We start from the raw sequence: 14965 nt of genomic DNA, 5'->3' as shown, positions 1-14965 counted from the left end.
CAGGGTGGGGGCAGGGAGCTCTCCGCTAACCCGCCGCCGGTGATCTGCCCCTCCCCCTCTGCCCCCTCCCCAACCCTCCCCCGCAAGCGGGAGAGGGAGCAGGCCGGTGCGGGAGAGGGAGAGGGTGGAGCGCTGCGCTCTCTCAGACCGCGAGACGCCCTCCCTACACCAGCCCCTTGAGCAGGTCCGGATCATAAAGCACGGCCAGCCGGGTGGCGGCGGCGCGGGCGAAACGCAGGGTCAGCGCCTTGCGGGTGGCCGGCGCCAGCGGATGCAGCGGGGCCTCGCGCAGGCATTCCGCTCCGAAGGCGTCCGCCATGAGGAGGCCGGTGTCCGGCGGCAGGATCTCCACGGGGAAATCCAGCGGCACGGCGAACAGCAGCCGGTCGCAGAAGGAGCGGTATTGTGGCCACTTGGCGTCGGTGCGGAAGTCCGCGACCGACGACTTGATCTCGATGATGGTGATCTCGCCCCTGGGGCTGAGGGCGAGAATGTCCGCCCGGCGCCCCGACACCAGCGCGAATTCCGGCACGCCTGCCAGCCCCGCCAGCGCCAGGTGCCGCAGCACCCCGCGCTGCACGGCCCGCGCCGTTTCCGACTGGCGCCCGTCCGGCCGCAGCTCCGGCAAAAGCTCCCTCATCGCTCCCTCACCGCTTCGCTTCCACGGGCGCGCCGCTGGCGGCTTCGGGCTCGGCCGGGGCGGCGCAGAAGCTGCGCTTGATGGCGGCGTTGAGTTCGCCGCCGAACACGAAGATGGACGCTGTCAGATACAGGAAGACGAGGGCGATCATCACCGAGGCGAGGCCGGCATAGGTGGTGACGTAATTGGCGGGAAACTCGGCCAGGTAGAAGCCGAAGGTGGTGGCGGCCACCAGCCACAGCACCAGCGTGACGAGGATGCCCGGCGTCACTTCGGCCAGCGAACGCCGTCCCGCCGGCAGCCACAGATGGGCGACCACCAGCGACACCACCAGGATGATGGTAGTAGCGCCGAAGCGGATCAGGGTGATGGCGCCGGAGAACGGCTTGAGCGCCGGGACCTGCGCCACCGCCGCCTGCCAGATGAGCGGCCCCAGCACCACCAGGAAGGACAGGGCCAGCATGGAGACGGCGGCGAGCAGCACGTAGCCGATGGATTCCAGCCGCAGCCAGTACCACGCGCGCATTTCCTTCACCCCATAGGCGCGGTTGAGGCCGATGCGCAGGCTCTCGATGCCGTTGGAGGAGAAGTAGATGGCGAGCACCACGCCGTAGGTGAGCACGTCGGTGCGCACCTGGTTCACCACATTGTAGATCTCGCGCGAAATGGGTCCGGCCACCTGCTGGGGCCAAGTCTCCAGGATGAGCTGGATGGTCTCGTTGGCCAACGGCTGGAGGTTGAGGAAGCCGGCCAGCGCGGTCACGAAGATCAGGAACGGGAACAGCGACATGAGCGCCGACAGGGCGATATGGCTCGCGATCGCCCAGCCGTCATCGGCGGCGAAGGTCCAGAACGCATCCAGCGGAATATGGATGATGCGCCGCAGCATGGAGACTCCCGTTTCCCGTCACATCGGGCTTTCCCCGGCGAATGGCAAGCGGTCCCCCTTGTATCCTGCCCGCCCGGTATCCCGCGCGCGCCGTGGCCGCTGGCGGAGGGCGGGGCCATGGGATAGAGACGGGGCAGGCGGCGGCTGCGTTGCCGCATCCGCGTTTCCGGACAGGACCATGCCGAGCCCCGATCAGGGACCCGCCCCGCCGCGCTTCATCGAGCGGCTCTCCGGCCGGCTTTACGGTCTCCTTGGCCCCAGCCATTTCAAGCTCGGGCTGCGGGCCGCCATCGCCGGGCTGGTGGCCTATGCGCTGGCCACGGGGCTGGCCCTTCCCAACGGCTATTGGGCGGTGCTCACCGCGGTGCTGGTGGTGCAGGCCACCATCGGCGCCAGCCTCGCTGTGGCCATCGATCGGGCGCTGGGCACGGTGGTGGGCGGCGTGGTGGGCGTGGCGGCGGCCATGCTGGCGGGCAATTCGGCGACGCTCACCTATGTGGCGCTGGGCGTTGCAGTGTTCTTCACCGCCACCCTGTCGGCCCGCTCGGCCAGCTACAAGCTGGCGCCGGTGACTGTGGTGATCGTGCTGCTTGCCGATCCGAGCCATCTGGAGCCGTGGCTGTCCGGCCTCCATCGGGTGTTCGAGATCGCGGTGGGCGGGATGGTGGGCATGGCCTCGTCCATCCTGATCCTGCCCGAGCGGGCGCTGCTGCGGCTGTTCCCCCATTGCGCCAGGGCCCTGCGCCTCAATGCCGGATTGCTGGAGCTGGGCCGCGACGGCCTGCTGGGCCGCGGTCTCGACCCCACCGCCCTCGATCGGTTGAATTCCGGCGCCCGCCAGGCCCTGCGCGCCGCCGACGCGCGCATCTCCGAGGCGCTGACCGAGCAGGTGGGCGGACTGGTGGGGCAGGCGGACCCGGCGCCGGTGGTGCGGTCCTGCCGCCGGCTCTGGCATTCCGTCATCATCCTGTTGCGCGGCGCCGACCGGCCCATGGATCAGGACGTGGCGGCGCGCGTCGCCCCGAGCCTGGATGCTGCCGTGGCCGGGCTGAACGGCCACATCCTCGCCCTCGCCGATCTGATCGACGGCCAGAAGGTGGAGGGGCTGGAGGACAAGGCGCAGGCCGCGCGGGCGGCGGTGGCGGCGCTGGAGGCCGAGGCAGAGCGCCTCAACGGCGAGGGCGTGCTGGAGACGGCGGGCGCCGACACCCTCACCTCCCTCTTCGCCGCGGTCTCCGCCTGCAATCACGTGCGGGAGAACCTGGAAGACCTGGCCGCCCGGTTCGACGAGATCGAAGCGGCCCGGTGAGCGGCGGATCGGCAGCCGTGATGCTTGCGTCAGCTAAGAAGTTATTTTCCACTGGAAAATAACCATGCGCCCGCTGCCTGACATGGCCGGTGGGGCGGGCTCACGGGGCGGGCTCGCGGACATGGCAGAAGGTCGGATCGACCCACCCAGCAAATTCCTCTCTAACTCACCGGCACACGCGGGCACCGCACAATCGCACCGCGCCGCTGATCCCGGCGCAGTCCGCAGCCGTAATCAGGCGTTGCTTTGGGCCGGTTCCAAGGCAAGGATAAGCCAATTCTGCAACGCACAATCGGGGAGAAAGCCTTCATGAGCGCCAGTGCCGCCCTTCAGACCGTCGACGACACCCTGGATGCCGTTGCGCTGGGCCGCACGGCCACGGCGCGGCTCGAAGCCCTGCTGGCGGAAGCCACCTCCCTGGTGAAGGCGCAGGTCACCGACGGCGGCCGCATCTCCCCGGCGCTGATGGAGCGTGAGCAGCGGTCCACCCACGGCCTCGCCTGGCTCGCCACTTATGTCTTCTCGGTGCGCGAGCTGGTGCATTATGCCGATCGCCTCACCGAGATGGGCAAGTTCGGCGCCACGGAAAAGCTGATCGTGCAGATCGGCCTTGGCGAGTATGTCGCCCAGATCCTCGGCGGCATCCCCATGAGCCAGGGCGAGATCGTCCGCCTCGGCGACCTCTACATCGCGGAGGCGACCGAGGCCGCCCTGTGCGCCGACCCGGCCATCGCGACCCTCGCGGCCAAGGGCAATACGGCGGCGAGCCGCGCGGCGCTGGCGGACATCATCCGCGGCGCCCATCCCACCGGCACCATCGGCGAGGCTGGCCTCGACGAGACCACCGAGGCCATGCGCACCGAGATGCACCGCTTCGTGGAGGCGGAGGTGGCCCCCCACGCCCACGAATGGCATCTGAAGAACGACTATATCCCGCTGGAGATCATCACCCACCTCTCCGAGATGGGCGTGTTCGGCCTCACCATTCCCGAGGAGTTCGGCGGCCTCGGCCTGCCGAAGGAGGCCATGTGCGTGGTCACCGAGGAGCTGTCGCGCGGCTATATCGGCGTCGGCTCGCTGGGCACCCGCTCGGAGATCGCGGCAGAATTGATCCTCGCCGGCGGCACCGACGACCAGAAGGCCCATTACCTGCCCAAGCTCGCGGCCGGCGAGATCCTGCCCACGGCGGTGTTCACCGAGCCCAACACCGGCTCCGACCTCGCCTCCCTGCGCACCCGCGCGGTGAAGGACGGCGATGTCTACAAGGTCTCCGGCAACAAGACCTGGATCACCCACCCCGTCCGCGCCGACGTGATGACGCTGTTGGTGCGCACCAATCCGGCCGAGCCCGGCTACAAGGGCCTCAGCATCCTGCTGGCCGAGAAGCCGCGCGGCTCGGATGAGAACCCGTTCCCCGCCGAGGGCATGACCGGCGGCGAGATCGAGGTGCTCGGCTATCGCGGCATGAAGGAATACGAGATCGGCTTCGACGGCTTCACCGTGCCGGCGGCCAATCTGCTCGGCGGCGAGGAGGGGCAGGGCTTCAAGCAGCTCATGACCACCTTCGAGAGCGCCCGCATCCAGACCGCCGCCCGCGCCGTGGGCGTGGCCCAGGCGGCCATGGAAGTGGGCCTGAAATATGCCGAGGAGCGGGTGCAGTTCGGCAAGGCGCTCATCCATTTCCCCCGCGTCGCCGACAAGATCGTGATGATGGCGGTGGAGACCATGATCGCCCGCCAGATCACCTATTTCGCCGCCCGCGCCAAGGACGAGGGGCGCCGCACCGATCTGGAGGCCGGCATGGCCAAGCTGCTCGGCGCCCGCGTGGCCTGGGCGGCGGCGGACAATGCGCTGCAGATTCACGGCGGCAACGGCTTCGCGCTGGAATATCCGGTGTCGCGCATCCTGTGCGACGCGCGCATCCTCAACATCTTCGAGGGCGCGGCCGAGATCCAGGCCCAGGTCATCGCCCGCCGCCTGCTCGACGGCGGCAACTGAGGCCTGTCCCGTCTCCGGCCCTGCATGGGCCGGGGAGGGGGGGCGAACTGCCGGGGGCGCGGATCATGAGCGAGGCCGTCGTTATCGCGGATGCCCGGCCCGGGGACGAGGCCGACTGGCGCCGGCTCTGGGCGGGCTACAACGCCTTTTATGAGGCGGATGTGGCCCCGCAGATCACCGACCGCACATGGCAGCGCATCCTCGATCCCGCCTCCCCCATGCTGGGCCGCGTCGCCCGGCGCGACGGGAGTCTGGCGGGCTTCTCCATCGCCGTCCTGCATGAGGGCACCTGGGTCGCGGGCCCGGTCTGCTATCTGGAGGATTTGTTCGTCGATCCCGCCTGCCGGGGCATGGGCATCGGCCGCAGCCTGATCACCGATCTCGTCAGCCTCGGCAAGGAGAGGGGCTGGTCGTGCCTTTATTGGCATACCCGCCAGGACAATCCGGCGCGCGCGCTCTACGACAGCTTTGTCCAGGCCGACGATTTCGTCAGATACCGCATGGATCTGTGACCGCTCAGCTGGAGCGGGAGGCGGCGGGGGCGGCGGACAGATCGGCGTCTGCTGGCCCGTTTCGCCCGCCGTCGGGCGCCGCTCCCGGCGCTTATTTCAGCCGTTCGGCATTGTCCTTCGCATAGGTCTCCAGCGACCGGGGCGGGTGGCCGGCCAGCGTCTCCACGTCGGCGGTGACGGCGGCGGTCCAGCCCTCGCGCACCGGCACGAAGATGGTGGCGAGGAAGCGGGCATAGTCCTGCGGCACGCCGGCGCCGGTGAGGATGCCGACGAAGCTGTCGTCGTCGATGGGGGTGTAGGCGACCGGCGTGCCGATGACCGTGGCGAGGATCGCCGCCGCATCCCCATAGCCCAGCGCCTCAGGCCCGGTGAGATTGAAGGCGCGGCCATCGAACCGGTCGGAGGTCAGCGCCGCCGCGGCGCTTTCGGCGATATCGCGCGCATCGATGAAGCTGGACTTGCCCGCGCCCGCCGGCAAAGCGATGACGCCATGGGCGAGGCCTGGCTTCCAGAAGGTGTGGAAATTGTCCGCGAACCAGTTGGGCCGCAGGATCACGTAAGGCGTGCCCGAAGCCTCCAGCGCCCGCTCCACCTGCCGGTAGGGGATGGCTTCGTCGGCATCGGCGCCGAGCACGCTCAGGAACACCACCTTGACATTGCGGGCGGCGGCCGCCGCGATCACCGGCAGAAGCTGGCCCTTGGGGTCCATGGAGCCGGTGGGCAGCATCACGAAGGCGCTCTTCACCCCCGCGAAGGCCGGGCCGAAGGTGGAAGGATCGGCATAGTCGAAGGCCACGCCCTCGGCCCCGTCCACTGCCTTGCCGCTGCGTGAGGCTGCCTTCACCCTGGCGCCGCGCGCCTGAAGCGCCTCCACCAGCGGACGGCCCACATTGCCGGTGGCGCCAATCACCAGAATCGCGTCGTCCATATGCTGCTCCCGAAATGCTGGCATGTCGGTTTCTGTTGGAAACCATGTATCGAGCAGATACATACAAGCCCTGCGGGCGGCCCGAAAGAGAGCACCTGAAGCTCACATGGTCACCTGCGGGAAACCGGGCAAGGGAAACCGGGCCTGCGCCGGGCAGGCCGCGAGGCGGAGGGACCATGGATCAGCCCTATGACGTCTATCAGGACCGCTGCCCCACCCGCATGGTGCTGGACCGGCTGGCGGACAAATGGGCGGTGCTCATCCTCGACCGGCTGCGGGACGGCCCGGTGCGGTTCAACCATTTGCGGCGCGAGATCCGGGGCATCTCGCAGAAGGTGCTGTCGCAGACCCTGAAGAAGCTGGAGCGCGACGGGCTCATCTCGCGGCAGGTGTTTCCCACCGTGCCGGTGACGGTGGAATATGCCCTCACCGGCCTCGGCCGCACCCTCACCGACACCGTCGCGGCCCTCGCCCACTGGGCGGAGGCGAACATGGATGCCGTGCTCGCCGCCCAGAAGGCCTACGACGCCATCGCCCGGTAAACCGGATCGGATCACGCCTCCGGCGCCGGCGGAATCTCGATCGGAATCTCGATTATCAGGGGCTGGTGGCGGGTGAGCTTGAAGAAGGCACGCAGGGCGTCGGGGGCCAGTGCCGTGGTGCGCGCGTTGGTGAGGGGGTGGCAACACACTGCATCCGCCTTCAGCAGCGCGGCGTCGATGGCGATGGTCACCAGCCCGGCGGTATCGTTGGCCGCGGCGAGCAGCGTCACCGATCCCGGCAGCACGCCGAGATGCTCATAGAGCGCCTCCGCCGAGCCGAAGGAGAGCGAGCCCTTGGCCCCCAGCGGCCCCCTCAGCGCCTTGAGGTTCACCGGCGTGTCCTCGGCGATGGCGACGAGAAAATAGGTCTTCTTCCCGTCGCGCAGGAACAGGTTCTTGGTGTGCGCGCCGGGAATGTCGCCGCGCAGGGCCTGGGATTCGGCCACCGTGTGCACCGCGGGATGGGCATGGGTGGCGGCGGGAATGCCGTTCCTGGCCAAAAGGTCGAGGAGCGCGTCGGGGGTCAGGGGCATCGGAGACGGTCTGGCGTGGGAGGAGGGGGCACCGGTCGCATCACGGCGCTCGCGCGAATCGCGGGCGACCTTCAGACGGTATCGCGGAGCCATACCGCCTGACGGCATCCGGCTCTAACCCCGCCGTACCGCGGCGCGCAAGCACCGGTGCCGCGCTCCATACATGCCGGATCGGCCGCCCGGCGCGAGGGAACGCACCACCTGCCTCCCAAGCGTGCAGAAGCAAGAGTGTTGTGCCGCTGCGTTGCTCTTTCGCTCCTGCACAAATTCCGTAAGACTAAGGTCGAAAAGCGGCTGCGATCCGCTCCGGGGAAGGGGTGCCAGATGACGAGTGCGGTTTGGTCCATTGAGGCGCCGGGCGACGAGGAAGTGAAGGATCGGCCCCTGCGCGAGGACATTCGCCTCCTGGGGCGGATTCTCGGCGATACGGTGCGCGAGCAGGAGGGCGAGGAGGTGTATGAGCTGGTGGAGCGCATCCGCCAGACCTCCATCCGCTTCCACCGCGACGACGACGAGGCGGCCCGCGAGGAACTGGGCGCCCTGCTGGAACAGCTTTCCTCCCAGCGTGCCGTCGATATCATCCGCGCCTTCAGCTATTTCTCCCACCTCGCCAACATTGCCGAGGACGAGCACCACATCCGCCGCAACCGCGCCCATGCCATCGCCGGCTCGGCGCCGCGGGCCGGCAGCCTCGCCTATTCCCTCGCCCGCGCCGAGGCGCAGGGCATCGGGCGGCAGCAGCTCACCGACTTCTTCTCGGGCGCGCACATGAGCCCGGTGCTCACCGCCCATCCCACCGAGGTGCGCCGCAAGAGCACCCTCAACCGCGAGATGGAAATCGCCGCCTTGCTGGACCGGCGCGAGCGCGTGGTGCCGACCCCCGCGGAGCAGGAGCAGGACGAGGAAACCCTGCGCCGCGCCGTGCTCACCCTGTGGCAGACGGCGCTGTTACGCCGCATCAAGCTGACGGTGTTGGACGAGGTGGCCAACGGCCTGTCCTATTACGACTACACCTTCCTCACCGAGTTGCCGCGCCTCTACTGCTCCATCGAGGACAAGCTCTCGCAGGGCGGCTCGGAGGTAGCGCTACCTTCATTCCTGCGCATCGGCAGCTGGATCGGCGGCGACCGCGACGGCAATCCCTTTGTTACCGGTGAGGTGCTGAAGCAAACCGTGCGCGTCCACCGCGACCGCATCCTCGCCCATTACGAGCAGGAACTGACCGCGCTCGGCGCCGAGCTGTCCCTCGGCGCGCGGCTCATCAAGGTCTCGCCGGCGCTGGCGGAACTGGCCGCCCGTTCGCCCGACCGCTCCCAGGAACACCGGGAAGAGCCCTATCGCCTGGCGCTCGCCTATGTGCTCGGGCGGCTCAAGCTCACCGCCCGCCACCTGAAGGGCGAAGAGGCCGAAGCGGCCGAAGCGGAAGTGGCCGAGAGCCTGGCGCCTTACAAGCTGGCGCCTTACGAGAACGCCGCCGCGCTCAAGGCCGACCTCGACATCATCTATGCCTCGCTCTGCGACCATGGATCGAAGGTGCTGGCGCGGGGGCGGCTGCGGCTGCTGCGGCGGGCGGTGGACTGCTTCGGCTTCCACCTCGCCTGCATCGACCTCAGGCAAAACTCCGACGTGCACGAGCGCGTGGTGGCCGACCTGTTCGAGAAGGTGGCGCCCGGCACCAACTATGCCGGCCTGGACGAGGAGGCGCGCATCGCCCTCCTGCTCAAGGAACTGGCCACCGCCCGCCCGCTGGCCTCCCCCTTCCTCACCTACGAGGAGGAGACCCACTCGGAACTCGCCATCCTGCGCATGGCGGCCGAGGCGCACCGCGCGCTCGGGCGCGAGGTCATCCCCAATTGCATCATCTCCAAGGCCGAGGGGGTCTCGGACCTCTTGGAAGTGGCACTGCTGCTGAAGGAGGTGGGCCTTGTCACCGCTGACGGCACCACGGCGCTCAACATCATCCCCCTGTTCGAGACCATCGGCGATCTTCAGGTCTGCGCCAAGGTGATGGACCGGGTGTTCTCCATCCCGGCCTATCGCAAGCTGGTGTCGAGCCGCGGCGACGAGCAGGAAGTGATGCTCGGCTATTCCGACAGCAACAAGGATGGCGGCTTCGTCACCTCCGGCTGGGAATTGTACAAGGCCGAGATCGGCCTCATCGAGGTGTTTCGCGCCCATAATGTGCGGCTGCGCCTGTTCCATGGCCGGGGCGGCTCGGTGGGCCGCGGCGGCGGGCCGAGCTATGACGCCATCCTGGCCCAGCCGGGCGGGGCGGTAAACGGGCAGATCCGCATCACCGAGCAGGGCGAGATCATCGCCTCCAAATATTCCAACCCGGACATGGGCCGGCGCAATTTGGAGATCCTGGTCTCGGCGACCCTGGAAGCCTCCCTGCTCCAGCCCCAATACAATGCGCCGCGCACCGAATTCCTCACCGCCATGGAGGAAATCTCGGAGACGGCCTTCGGCGCCTACCGCAACCTCGTCTACGAGACCGAGGGGTTCGAGGATTATTTCTGGTCCTCCACCGTCATCAGCGAGATCGCGACGCTGAACATCGGCTCGCGCCCGGCCTCGCGGGCGAAGACGCGCTCCATCGAGAAGCTGCGGGCCATTCCGTGGGTGTTCTCCTGGGCCCAGTGCCGGCTGATGCTGCCGGCCTGGTACGGCTTCGGCTCGGCGGTGGAAGCCTTCGCCGAGCGGCGGCCGGATTATGGCCTGTCGTTCCTGCAAGCCATGTATCGCGAATGGCCGTTCTTCCGCACCCAGCTCTCCAACATGGACATGGTGCTGTCGAAGTCGTCGCTGGCCATCGCCTCGCGCTATGCGGAACTGGTGCCGGACGTGGAGCTGCGCACCCAGATCTTCGGCCGCATCCGCGCCGAATACGAGCGGACCATCAAGTATGTGCTCGCCATCATGGGCCAGCAGAAGCTGCTGGAGGACAACCCGCTGCTCGACCGCTCCATCCGCAACCGCTTCCCCTATCTGGATCCGCTGAACCATCTGCAGATCGAGCTGCTGCGCCAGCACCGCGCCAATTCCGGCGACGACAAGGTGCTGCACGGCATCCAGCTGTCCATCAACGGCATCTCGGCGGGCCTGCGCAACTCGGGGTGAGGGGTCCTAAATTACGCCAGCGCCGCTCCCTCTCCCGCTTGCGGGGGAGGGCCGGGGAGGGGGCAGGCCGGTGCCGAGAAACACCGGCGGTGCCCGCTGAAAACCACCCCTGCCCCCACACTGCCCTCCCCCGCACGCGGGAGAGGGTTCCCATCGTGCCGGGTCGAAGCAGCAGACTTTCAGATCGAGAAGCCGCCTTTTTCTCGCTCGTCATGCCCGGGACAAGCCCGGCCATGACGTGGCGGGGGGATGGAGGAGCCTGTCCACGGGGGACTCTCCCCCGCGCCCCGTCAAGCCACCTTCCTGGCCGCGGCTTCGGCCAGGGCCTCCTCGGCCCATTCATTGAGGCTCTTGCCGGACAATTCGGCGGCGAGGGCGGCGTTGGCATGCACCTGCGGCGAGATGCGGAACATCACCTTGCCGGAATAGGGCTTTTGGGGCGACTTGCCGACCTTGGCGCAGGTGGCGACATAATCGTCCACCGCCTCGTGGAACGCCGCCTTCAGTCCCTCCACGGTGTCGCCATGGAAGCCGACCACATCGGTGATGCCGGCGATGCGGCCGACGAAGATCTCATCGTCGGGGTCAAACTCGACCCGCGCCTGATACCCCTTGTAGGACATGGTGCTCATGGGGCAATTCCTAGCGTTGAAAGGAACTTGCGCGCATCGCTCACCTGATACCGCTTGGCTTCCTTCTCCGGATGCGGGCGGTGGAAGGTGGCGATCTTCCCGTCCTTCTCGAACCGCACGCGTGAGCCCGCCCCTTCGACCAGCTTGCAGCCGACGGCGACCAGAAGGCCCTCGATGGCCGCCCACGGGATCGTCCCCGAGACCGGATCGGCGAACACGGCGGCAAGGGTCTTGCGATGCTTGCTGTTCATGCAAGCAGTATCGTGGGAGTACACCCGAATGCAAGCAAAAAACGCTAGCTATAGTCTTGCCCGCTGCATGAGGGGCATTTCGGAACGGCCACGCGGTTGAAGAGTCCGGCCCCGTTATGGCCGGCCTTGTGCCGGCCATCCATGCCGTGCCGCTTGCGCCACATGTCGAACATTCCTCCCTGCCGCCGGGCGAGGATGCCCGGCACGAGGCCGGGCATGACGTTGGGAGGGAAGCCGTCGTTGCGCGAACCGGCCTGCCGCTCCCTCACTCCCCCGGCTGAAGCGCCGGAGGAGTGGCGGTCGCGGTGCCGTGGCCCGCCCCTTGGCCCGCGTCGGGTGCCATCGTGCCGTGCCCGTGCTGGGTGAGGGGCCGGTTGCCGGCCAGTGCCCGCAGCATCACGTAGAACACCGGCGTCAGGAAGATGCCGAAGGCGGTCACGCCGATCATGCCGGCGAACACCGCCGTGCCCATGGCATTGCGCATTTCCGCCCCGGCGCCGATGGAAGTGACCAGCGGCACCACGCCCATGATGAAGGCGAGCGATGTCATCAGGATCGGCCGCAGCCGCAGCCGGCTCGCCTCCAGCGCCGCCGCGACCGGGGTGCGCCCGGCGAATTCCAGCTCGCGGGCGAACTCCACGATCAGGATGGCGTTCTTGGCCGAAAGCCCCACCAGCACCACGAGGCCGATCTGGGTGAAGACATTGTTGTCCCCTCCGGCAAGCCACACCCCGGTCATGGCCGCGAACAGGCCCGTGGGCACGATCATGATGATGGCGAGCGGCAGCATCAGGCTTTCATACTGGGCCGCCAGCACCAGGAAGACGAGGAAGATGGCCAGCGGGAACACCCACACCGCCGAATTGCCGGCGAGGATGTCCTGGTAGGTCAGCTCCGTCCATTCGAAGGAAAACCCCTTCGGCAACGTCTCGGCCGCGATGCGTTCCACGGCGGCCTGCGCCTCGCCGGAGGAGAAGCCGGGGGCGGCGCCGCCGTTCACGTCTGCCGAGAGGAAGCCGTTGTAGCGCATGGCCCGCTCCGGCCCCGCCGCGGAGCGCACCTTGAGCAGCGCCGAGAGCGGGATCATCTCGCCGGTGGCGGAGCGCACCTTCAGGGTGCCCACGTCCTCGGGCCTCGCGCGGAACGGGGCATCCGCCTGCACCCGCACCGTGTAGGTGCGCCCGAAGGTGTTGAAGTCGTTCACATAGGCCGAGCCGAGATAGATCTGCATGGTGTCGAACACATCGGTGACGGAGACATTCAGCTGACGCGCCTTCACCCGGTCGATGTCGGCGAACAGCTGCGGCACGTTCACCTGGTAGGAGGAGAACAGGCCGGCCAGCTCCGGCGCGGTGGCGGCTTTCGCGAGAAAGGCCTTGGTGGCCTGGTCGAGTGCCTCGTAGCCGCGGCCGGCGCGATCCTCGATCTGGAATTTGAACCCGCCGATGGTGCCGAGCCCCTGCACCGGGGGCGGCGGGAACATGGCGATCATCGCATCCGGGATGGCGGCAAATTTCTGGTTCAGCGCCAGGGCGATGGCGTTGCCGGACAGGGCCGGGGACCGGCGCGCCTCGAACTCGTGCAAGCCGACAAAAACAATGCCGGAGTTGGAGGAGTTGGTGAACCCGTTGATGGACAGGCCGGGGAAGGCGATGGCCGATTTCACGCCCTCTTCCTTCAGGGCGATGTCGCTCATATGGCGGATCACCTCTTCGGTCCGGTCGAGGGTGGCGCCGTCGGGAAGCTGGGCGAAACCAACGAGATACTGCTTGTCCTGCCCCGGCACGAAGCCGGGCGGCACGGCGCGGAACAGCACCACCGTCATGGCCACCAGCACGAGGTAGAGGCCGAGCATGATCGCCTTGTGGGCGATGGTGCGCTTCACCACGCTGCCATAGGCGCTGGAGCTGGTCACGAAGGCCTTGTTGAAGCCCTTGAAAAACCAGCCGAAGCAGAAGTCCATGAGGCGCGTGAGGCGATCCTTCGGCGCATCGTGCCCCTTCAGCAGCAGGGCCGAGAGGGCCGGGGACAGGGTGAGGGAATTGATGGCCGAAATCACCGTCGAGATGGCGATGGTGAGGGCGAATTGCTTGTAGAACTGGCCGGTGAGCCCGGAGATGAACGCCAGCGGCACGAACACCGCGATCAACACCAGGGCGATGGCGATGATGGGGCCGGACACTTCCTGCATGGCCTTGTAGGTGGCCTCCCGCGGGGAGAGCCCGCCCGCGATGTTGCGCTCCACATTCTCCACCACCACGATGGCGTCATCCACCACGATGCCGATGGCCAGCACCAGCCCGAACAGGGTCAAGGCATTGATGGAAAAGCCGAACAGGTGCATCACCGCGAACGTGCCGACGATGGAGACCGGCACCGCCAGAAGCGGGATGATGGAGGCCCGCCAGGTCTGCAGGAACACGATCACCACCAGCACCACCAGCAGCACCGCTTCCAGCAGCGTGTGCACCACCGCGTCGATGGAGGCGCGGACGAACTGGGTGGTGTCGTAGACGATGGAATAATCCACGCCCTCCGGCATGTTGGCCTTGATCTCCTCCATCACCCGGCGCACATCGTCGGCGATGCGGATGGCGTTGGAGCCGGGGGCCTGGAAGATGGGCACGGCCACCGCCTGGGTGTTGTTGAGCAAGGATCGCAGGGCATATTCGGAGGCGCCCAGCTCCACGCGCGCCACGTCCTTCAAGAGCACGATCTCGCCGTTGGTGCCGCTCTTCACCACGATGTTGCCGAACTCTTCCACGTTGGCGAGGCGGCCCTGGGCGTTGATGGAGAGCTGCAGGTCGAGCCCCGGCGCGCCGGGGGAGGCGCCCACCACGCCGGCGGCCGCCTGCACGTTCTGGGCGCGGATCTCGCGCACCACGTCGCTGGCGGACAGCCCGTGCTCGGCCACCTTCTGCGGATCGAGCCAGATGCGCATGGAATAATCGCCGGCACCGAACAGCTGAACCTGCCCGACGCCCTCGATGCGGGCGAGGCGGTCCTTCACGTTCAGCACCGCGTAATTGCGCAGATAGGTGGTGTCGTAGCGATTGTTGGGGGAAATCAGGTGTACCACCATGGTGAGGTCGGGCGAGGACTTCACGGTGGTGACGCCGAGGCGCCGCACTTCTTCCGGCAGGCGCGGTTCCGCCTGGGAGATGCGGTTCTGCACCAGCTGCTGCGCCTTGTCCGGATCGGTGCCGAGGCGGAAGGTGACGGTCAGCGTCATCAGGCCGTCGGTGGTGGCCTGGCTGGACATGTAGAGCATGTCCTGGACCCCGTTGATGGCCTCTTCCAGCGGCGTCGAGACGGTCTCGGCGATCACCTTGGGGTTGGCGCCGGCATAGGTGGCGCGCACCACCACCTGCGGCGGCACCACCTCGGGATATTCCGATATGGGCATGGCCCGCATGGCGATGAGGCCGGCGAGGAAGATGAGGACAGAGAGCACGCCCGCAAAAATGGGACGGTCGATGAAGAACTTGGACAGGTTCATGGGACCCTCCCGAAGATGCGGGTGGTTGAAGGGGTTTGGAACGCGGAACGCGACGGATCCTTCCCCAGTCCCGGCGTGGGAGGGGGCGGACGAAAAAAGTGGGTGAGGGGCG

General features: G+C 67.7%; 12 protein-coding genes. 5 read left to right on the top strand and 7 right to left on the bottom strand.

Translation table 11 applies throughout. The annotated features are described in order from the left end of the window. Window positions 1-163 precede the first annotated feature (163 nt). On the bottom strand, window positions 164-640 hold the full coding sequence (locus V5F48_RS13100) for an MmcB family DNA repair protein (protein ID WP_394259081.1): 477 nt from the start codon (window positions 638-640) through the stop codon (window positions 164-166). A 7-nt stretch (window positions 641-647) separates the two neighbouring features. Then, window positions 648-1529, bottom strand: a complete 882-nt coding sequence (locus tag V5F48_RS13095; RefSeq protein WP_394108882.1) for a YihY/virulence factor BrkB family protein — start codon at window positions 1527-1529, stop codon at window positions 648-650. A gap of 178 nt (window positions 1530-1707) precedes the next feature. On the opposite strand from V5F48_RS13095, the gene V5F48_RS13090 reads away from it, so the two are divergent. The 3 genes from V5F48_RS13090 (at window position 1708) to V5F48_RS13080 (ending at window position 5348) form a co-directional block, all read left to right on the top strand. Then, a complete protein-coding gene (locus tag V5F48_RS13090; protein ID WP_394259080.1) occupies window positions 1708-2838 on the top strand; it encodes an FUSC family protein in 1131 nt (376 codons plus the stop codon). A 309-nt stretch (window positions 2839-3147) separates the two neighbouring features. After that, on the top strand, window positions 3148-4836 hold the full coding sequence (locus V5F48_RS13085; protein WP_394259079.1) for an acyl-CoA dehydrogenase family protein: 1689 nt from the start codon (window positions 3148-3150) through the stop codon (window positions 4834-4836). A 65-nt stretch (window positions 4837-4901) separates the two neighbouring features. Further along, the gene (locus tag V5F48_RS13080) at window positions 4902-5348 is read left to right on the top strand and encodes a GNAT family N-acetyltransferase (RefSeq protein ID WP_394259078.1); all 447 of its coding nucleotides are present in this window, start codon (window positions 4902-4904) and stop codon (window positions 5346-5348) included. Window positions 5349-5439: 91 nt separating this feature from the next. On the opposite strand, the gene V5F48_RS13075 is transcribed toward V5F48_RS13080, so the two are convergent. Continuing rightward, window positions 5440-6276: an SDR family oxidoreductase gene (locus V5F48_RS13075; protein ID WP_394259077.1), complete on the bottom strand. Its 837-nt coding sequence runs from the start codon at window positions 6274-6276 to the stop codon at window positions 5440-5442. A gap of 176 nt (window positions 6277-6452) precedes the next feature. Between V5F48_RS13075 and V5F48_RS13070 the strand changes: the two genes are divergently transcribed. After that, window positions 6453-6818: a winged helix-turn-helix transcriptional regulator gene (locus V5F48_RS13070; RefSeq protein ID WP_394259076.1), complete on the top strand. Its 366-nt coding sequence runs from the start codon at window positions 6453-6455 to the stop codon at window positions 6816-6818. Window positions 6819-6829: 11 nt separating this feature from the next. Here V5F48_RS13070 and V5F48_RS13065 read toward each other — a convergent pair whose 3' ends face one another. Next, window positions 6830-7351, bottom strand: a complete 522-nt coding sequence (locus tag V5F48_RS13065; protein ID WP_394259075.1) for a prolyl-tRNA synthetase associated domain-containing protein — start codon at window positions 7349-7351, stop codon at window positions 6830-6832. A 324-nt stretch (window positions 7352-7675) separates the two neighbouring features. Between V5F48_RS13065 and ppc the strand changes: the two genes are divergently transcribed. Beyond that, window positions 7676-10471, top strand: a complete 2796-nt coding sequence (gene ppc / locus V5F48_RS13060) for a phosphoenolpyruvate carboxylase (RefSeq protein ID WP_394259074.1) — start codon at window positions 7676-7678, stop codon at window positions 10469-10471. Between the two features lie 290 nt (window positions 10472-10761). On the opposite strand, the gene V5F48_RS13055 is transcribed toward ppc, so the two are convergent. The 3 genes from V5F48_RS13055 to V5F48_RS13045 all read right to left on the bottom strand — a co-directional run bounded on the left by V5F48_RS13055 (window position 10762) and on the right by V5F48_RS13045 (window position 14853). Next, complete coding sequence (locus V5F48_RS13055) at window positions 10762-11103, bottom strand: type II toxin-antitoxin system HicB family antitoxin (RefSeq protein ID WP_394108890.1); 342 nt, start codon at window positions 11101-11103, stop codon at window positions 10762-10764. Beyond that, complete coding sequence (locus V5F48_RS13050) at window positions 11100-11354, bottom strand: type II toxin-antitoxin system HicA family toxin (protein WP_394108891.1); 255 nt, start codon at window positions 11352-11354, stop codon at window positions 11100-11102. Before V5F48_RS13050 ends, V5F48_RS13055 begins: the two co-directional genes overlap by 4 nt. Before the next feature lie 265 nt (window positions 11355-11619). Continuing rightward, entirely contained in the window at window positions 11620-14853 is a 3234-nt protein-coding gene (locus V5F48_RS13045; RefSeq protein ID WP_394259073.1) for an efflux RND transporter permease subunit, read from the bottom strand. Window positions 14854-14965: the final 112 nt, after the last annotated feature.

The organism is Xanthobacter autotrophicus ATCC 700552, from assembly GCF_043194565.1.
Lineage (GTDB): Bacteria > Pseudomonadota > Alphaproteobacteria > Rhizobiales > Xanthobacteraceae > Xanthobacter > Xanthobacter autotrophicus_F.
This window is presented reverse-complemented; position numbering and strand designations above follow the sequence as displayed.

What these genes read in the sequence shown, in the direction of transcription:
- V5F48_RS13100 (WP_394259081.1), bottom strand. Translation starts at nt 640, where the DNA reads ATGAGGGAGCTTTTGCCGGAGCTGCGGCCGGACGGGCGCCAGTCGGAA.
- V5F48_RS13095 (WP_394108882.1), bottom strand. Translation starts at nt 1,529, where the DNA reads ATGCTGCGGCGCATCATCCATATTCCGCTGGATGCGTTCTGGACCTTC.
- V5F48_RS13090 (WP_394259080.1), top strand. Translation starts at nt 1,708, where the DNA reads ATGCCGAGCCCCGATCAGGGACCCGCCCCGCCGCGCTTCATCGAGCGG.
- V5F48_RS13085 (WP_394259079.1), top strand. Translation starts at nt 3,148, where the DNA reads ATGAGCGCCAGTGCCGCCCTTCAGACCGTCGACGACACCCTGGATGCC.
- V5F48_RS13080 (WP_394259078.1), top strand. Translation starts at nt 4,902, where the DNA reads ATGAGCGAGGCCGTCGTTATCGCGGATGCCCGGCCCGGGGACGAGGCC.
- V5F48_RS13075 (WP_394259077.1), bottom strand. Translation starts at nt 6,276, where the DNA reads ATGGACGACGCGATTCTGGTGATTGGCGCCACCGGCAATGTGGGCCGT.
- V5F48_RS13070 (WP_394259076.1), top strand. Translation starts at nt 6,453, where the DNA reads ATGGATCAGCCCTATGACGTCTATCAGGACCGCTGCCCCACCCGCATG.
- V5F48_RS13065 (WP_394259075.1), bottom strand. Translation starts at nt 7,351, where the DNA reads ATGCCCCTGACCCCCGACGCGCTCCTCGACCTTTTGGCCAGGAACGGC.
- ppc (WP_394259074.1), top strand. Translation starts at nt 7,676, where the DNA reads ATGACGAGTGCGGTTTGGTCCATTGAGGCGCCGGGCGACGAGGAAGTG.
- V5F48_RS13055 (WP_394108890.1), bottom strand. Translation starts at nt 11,103, where the DNA reads ATGAGCACCATGTCCTACAAGGGGTATCAGGCGCGGGTCGAGTTTGAC.
- V5F48_RS13050 (WP_394108891.1), bottom strand. Translation starts at nt 11,354, where the DNA reads ATGAACAGCAAGCATCGCAAGACCCTTGCCGCCGTGTTCGCCGATCCG.
- V5F48_RS13045 (WP_394259073.1), bottom strand. Translation starts at nt 14,853, where the DNA reads ATGAACCTGTCCAAGTTCTTCATCGACCGTCCCATTTTTGCGGGCGTG.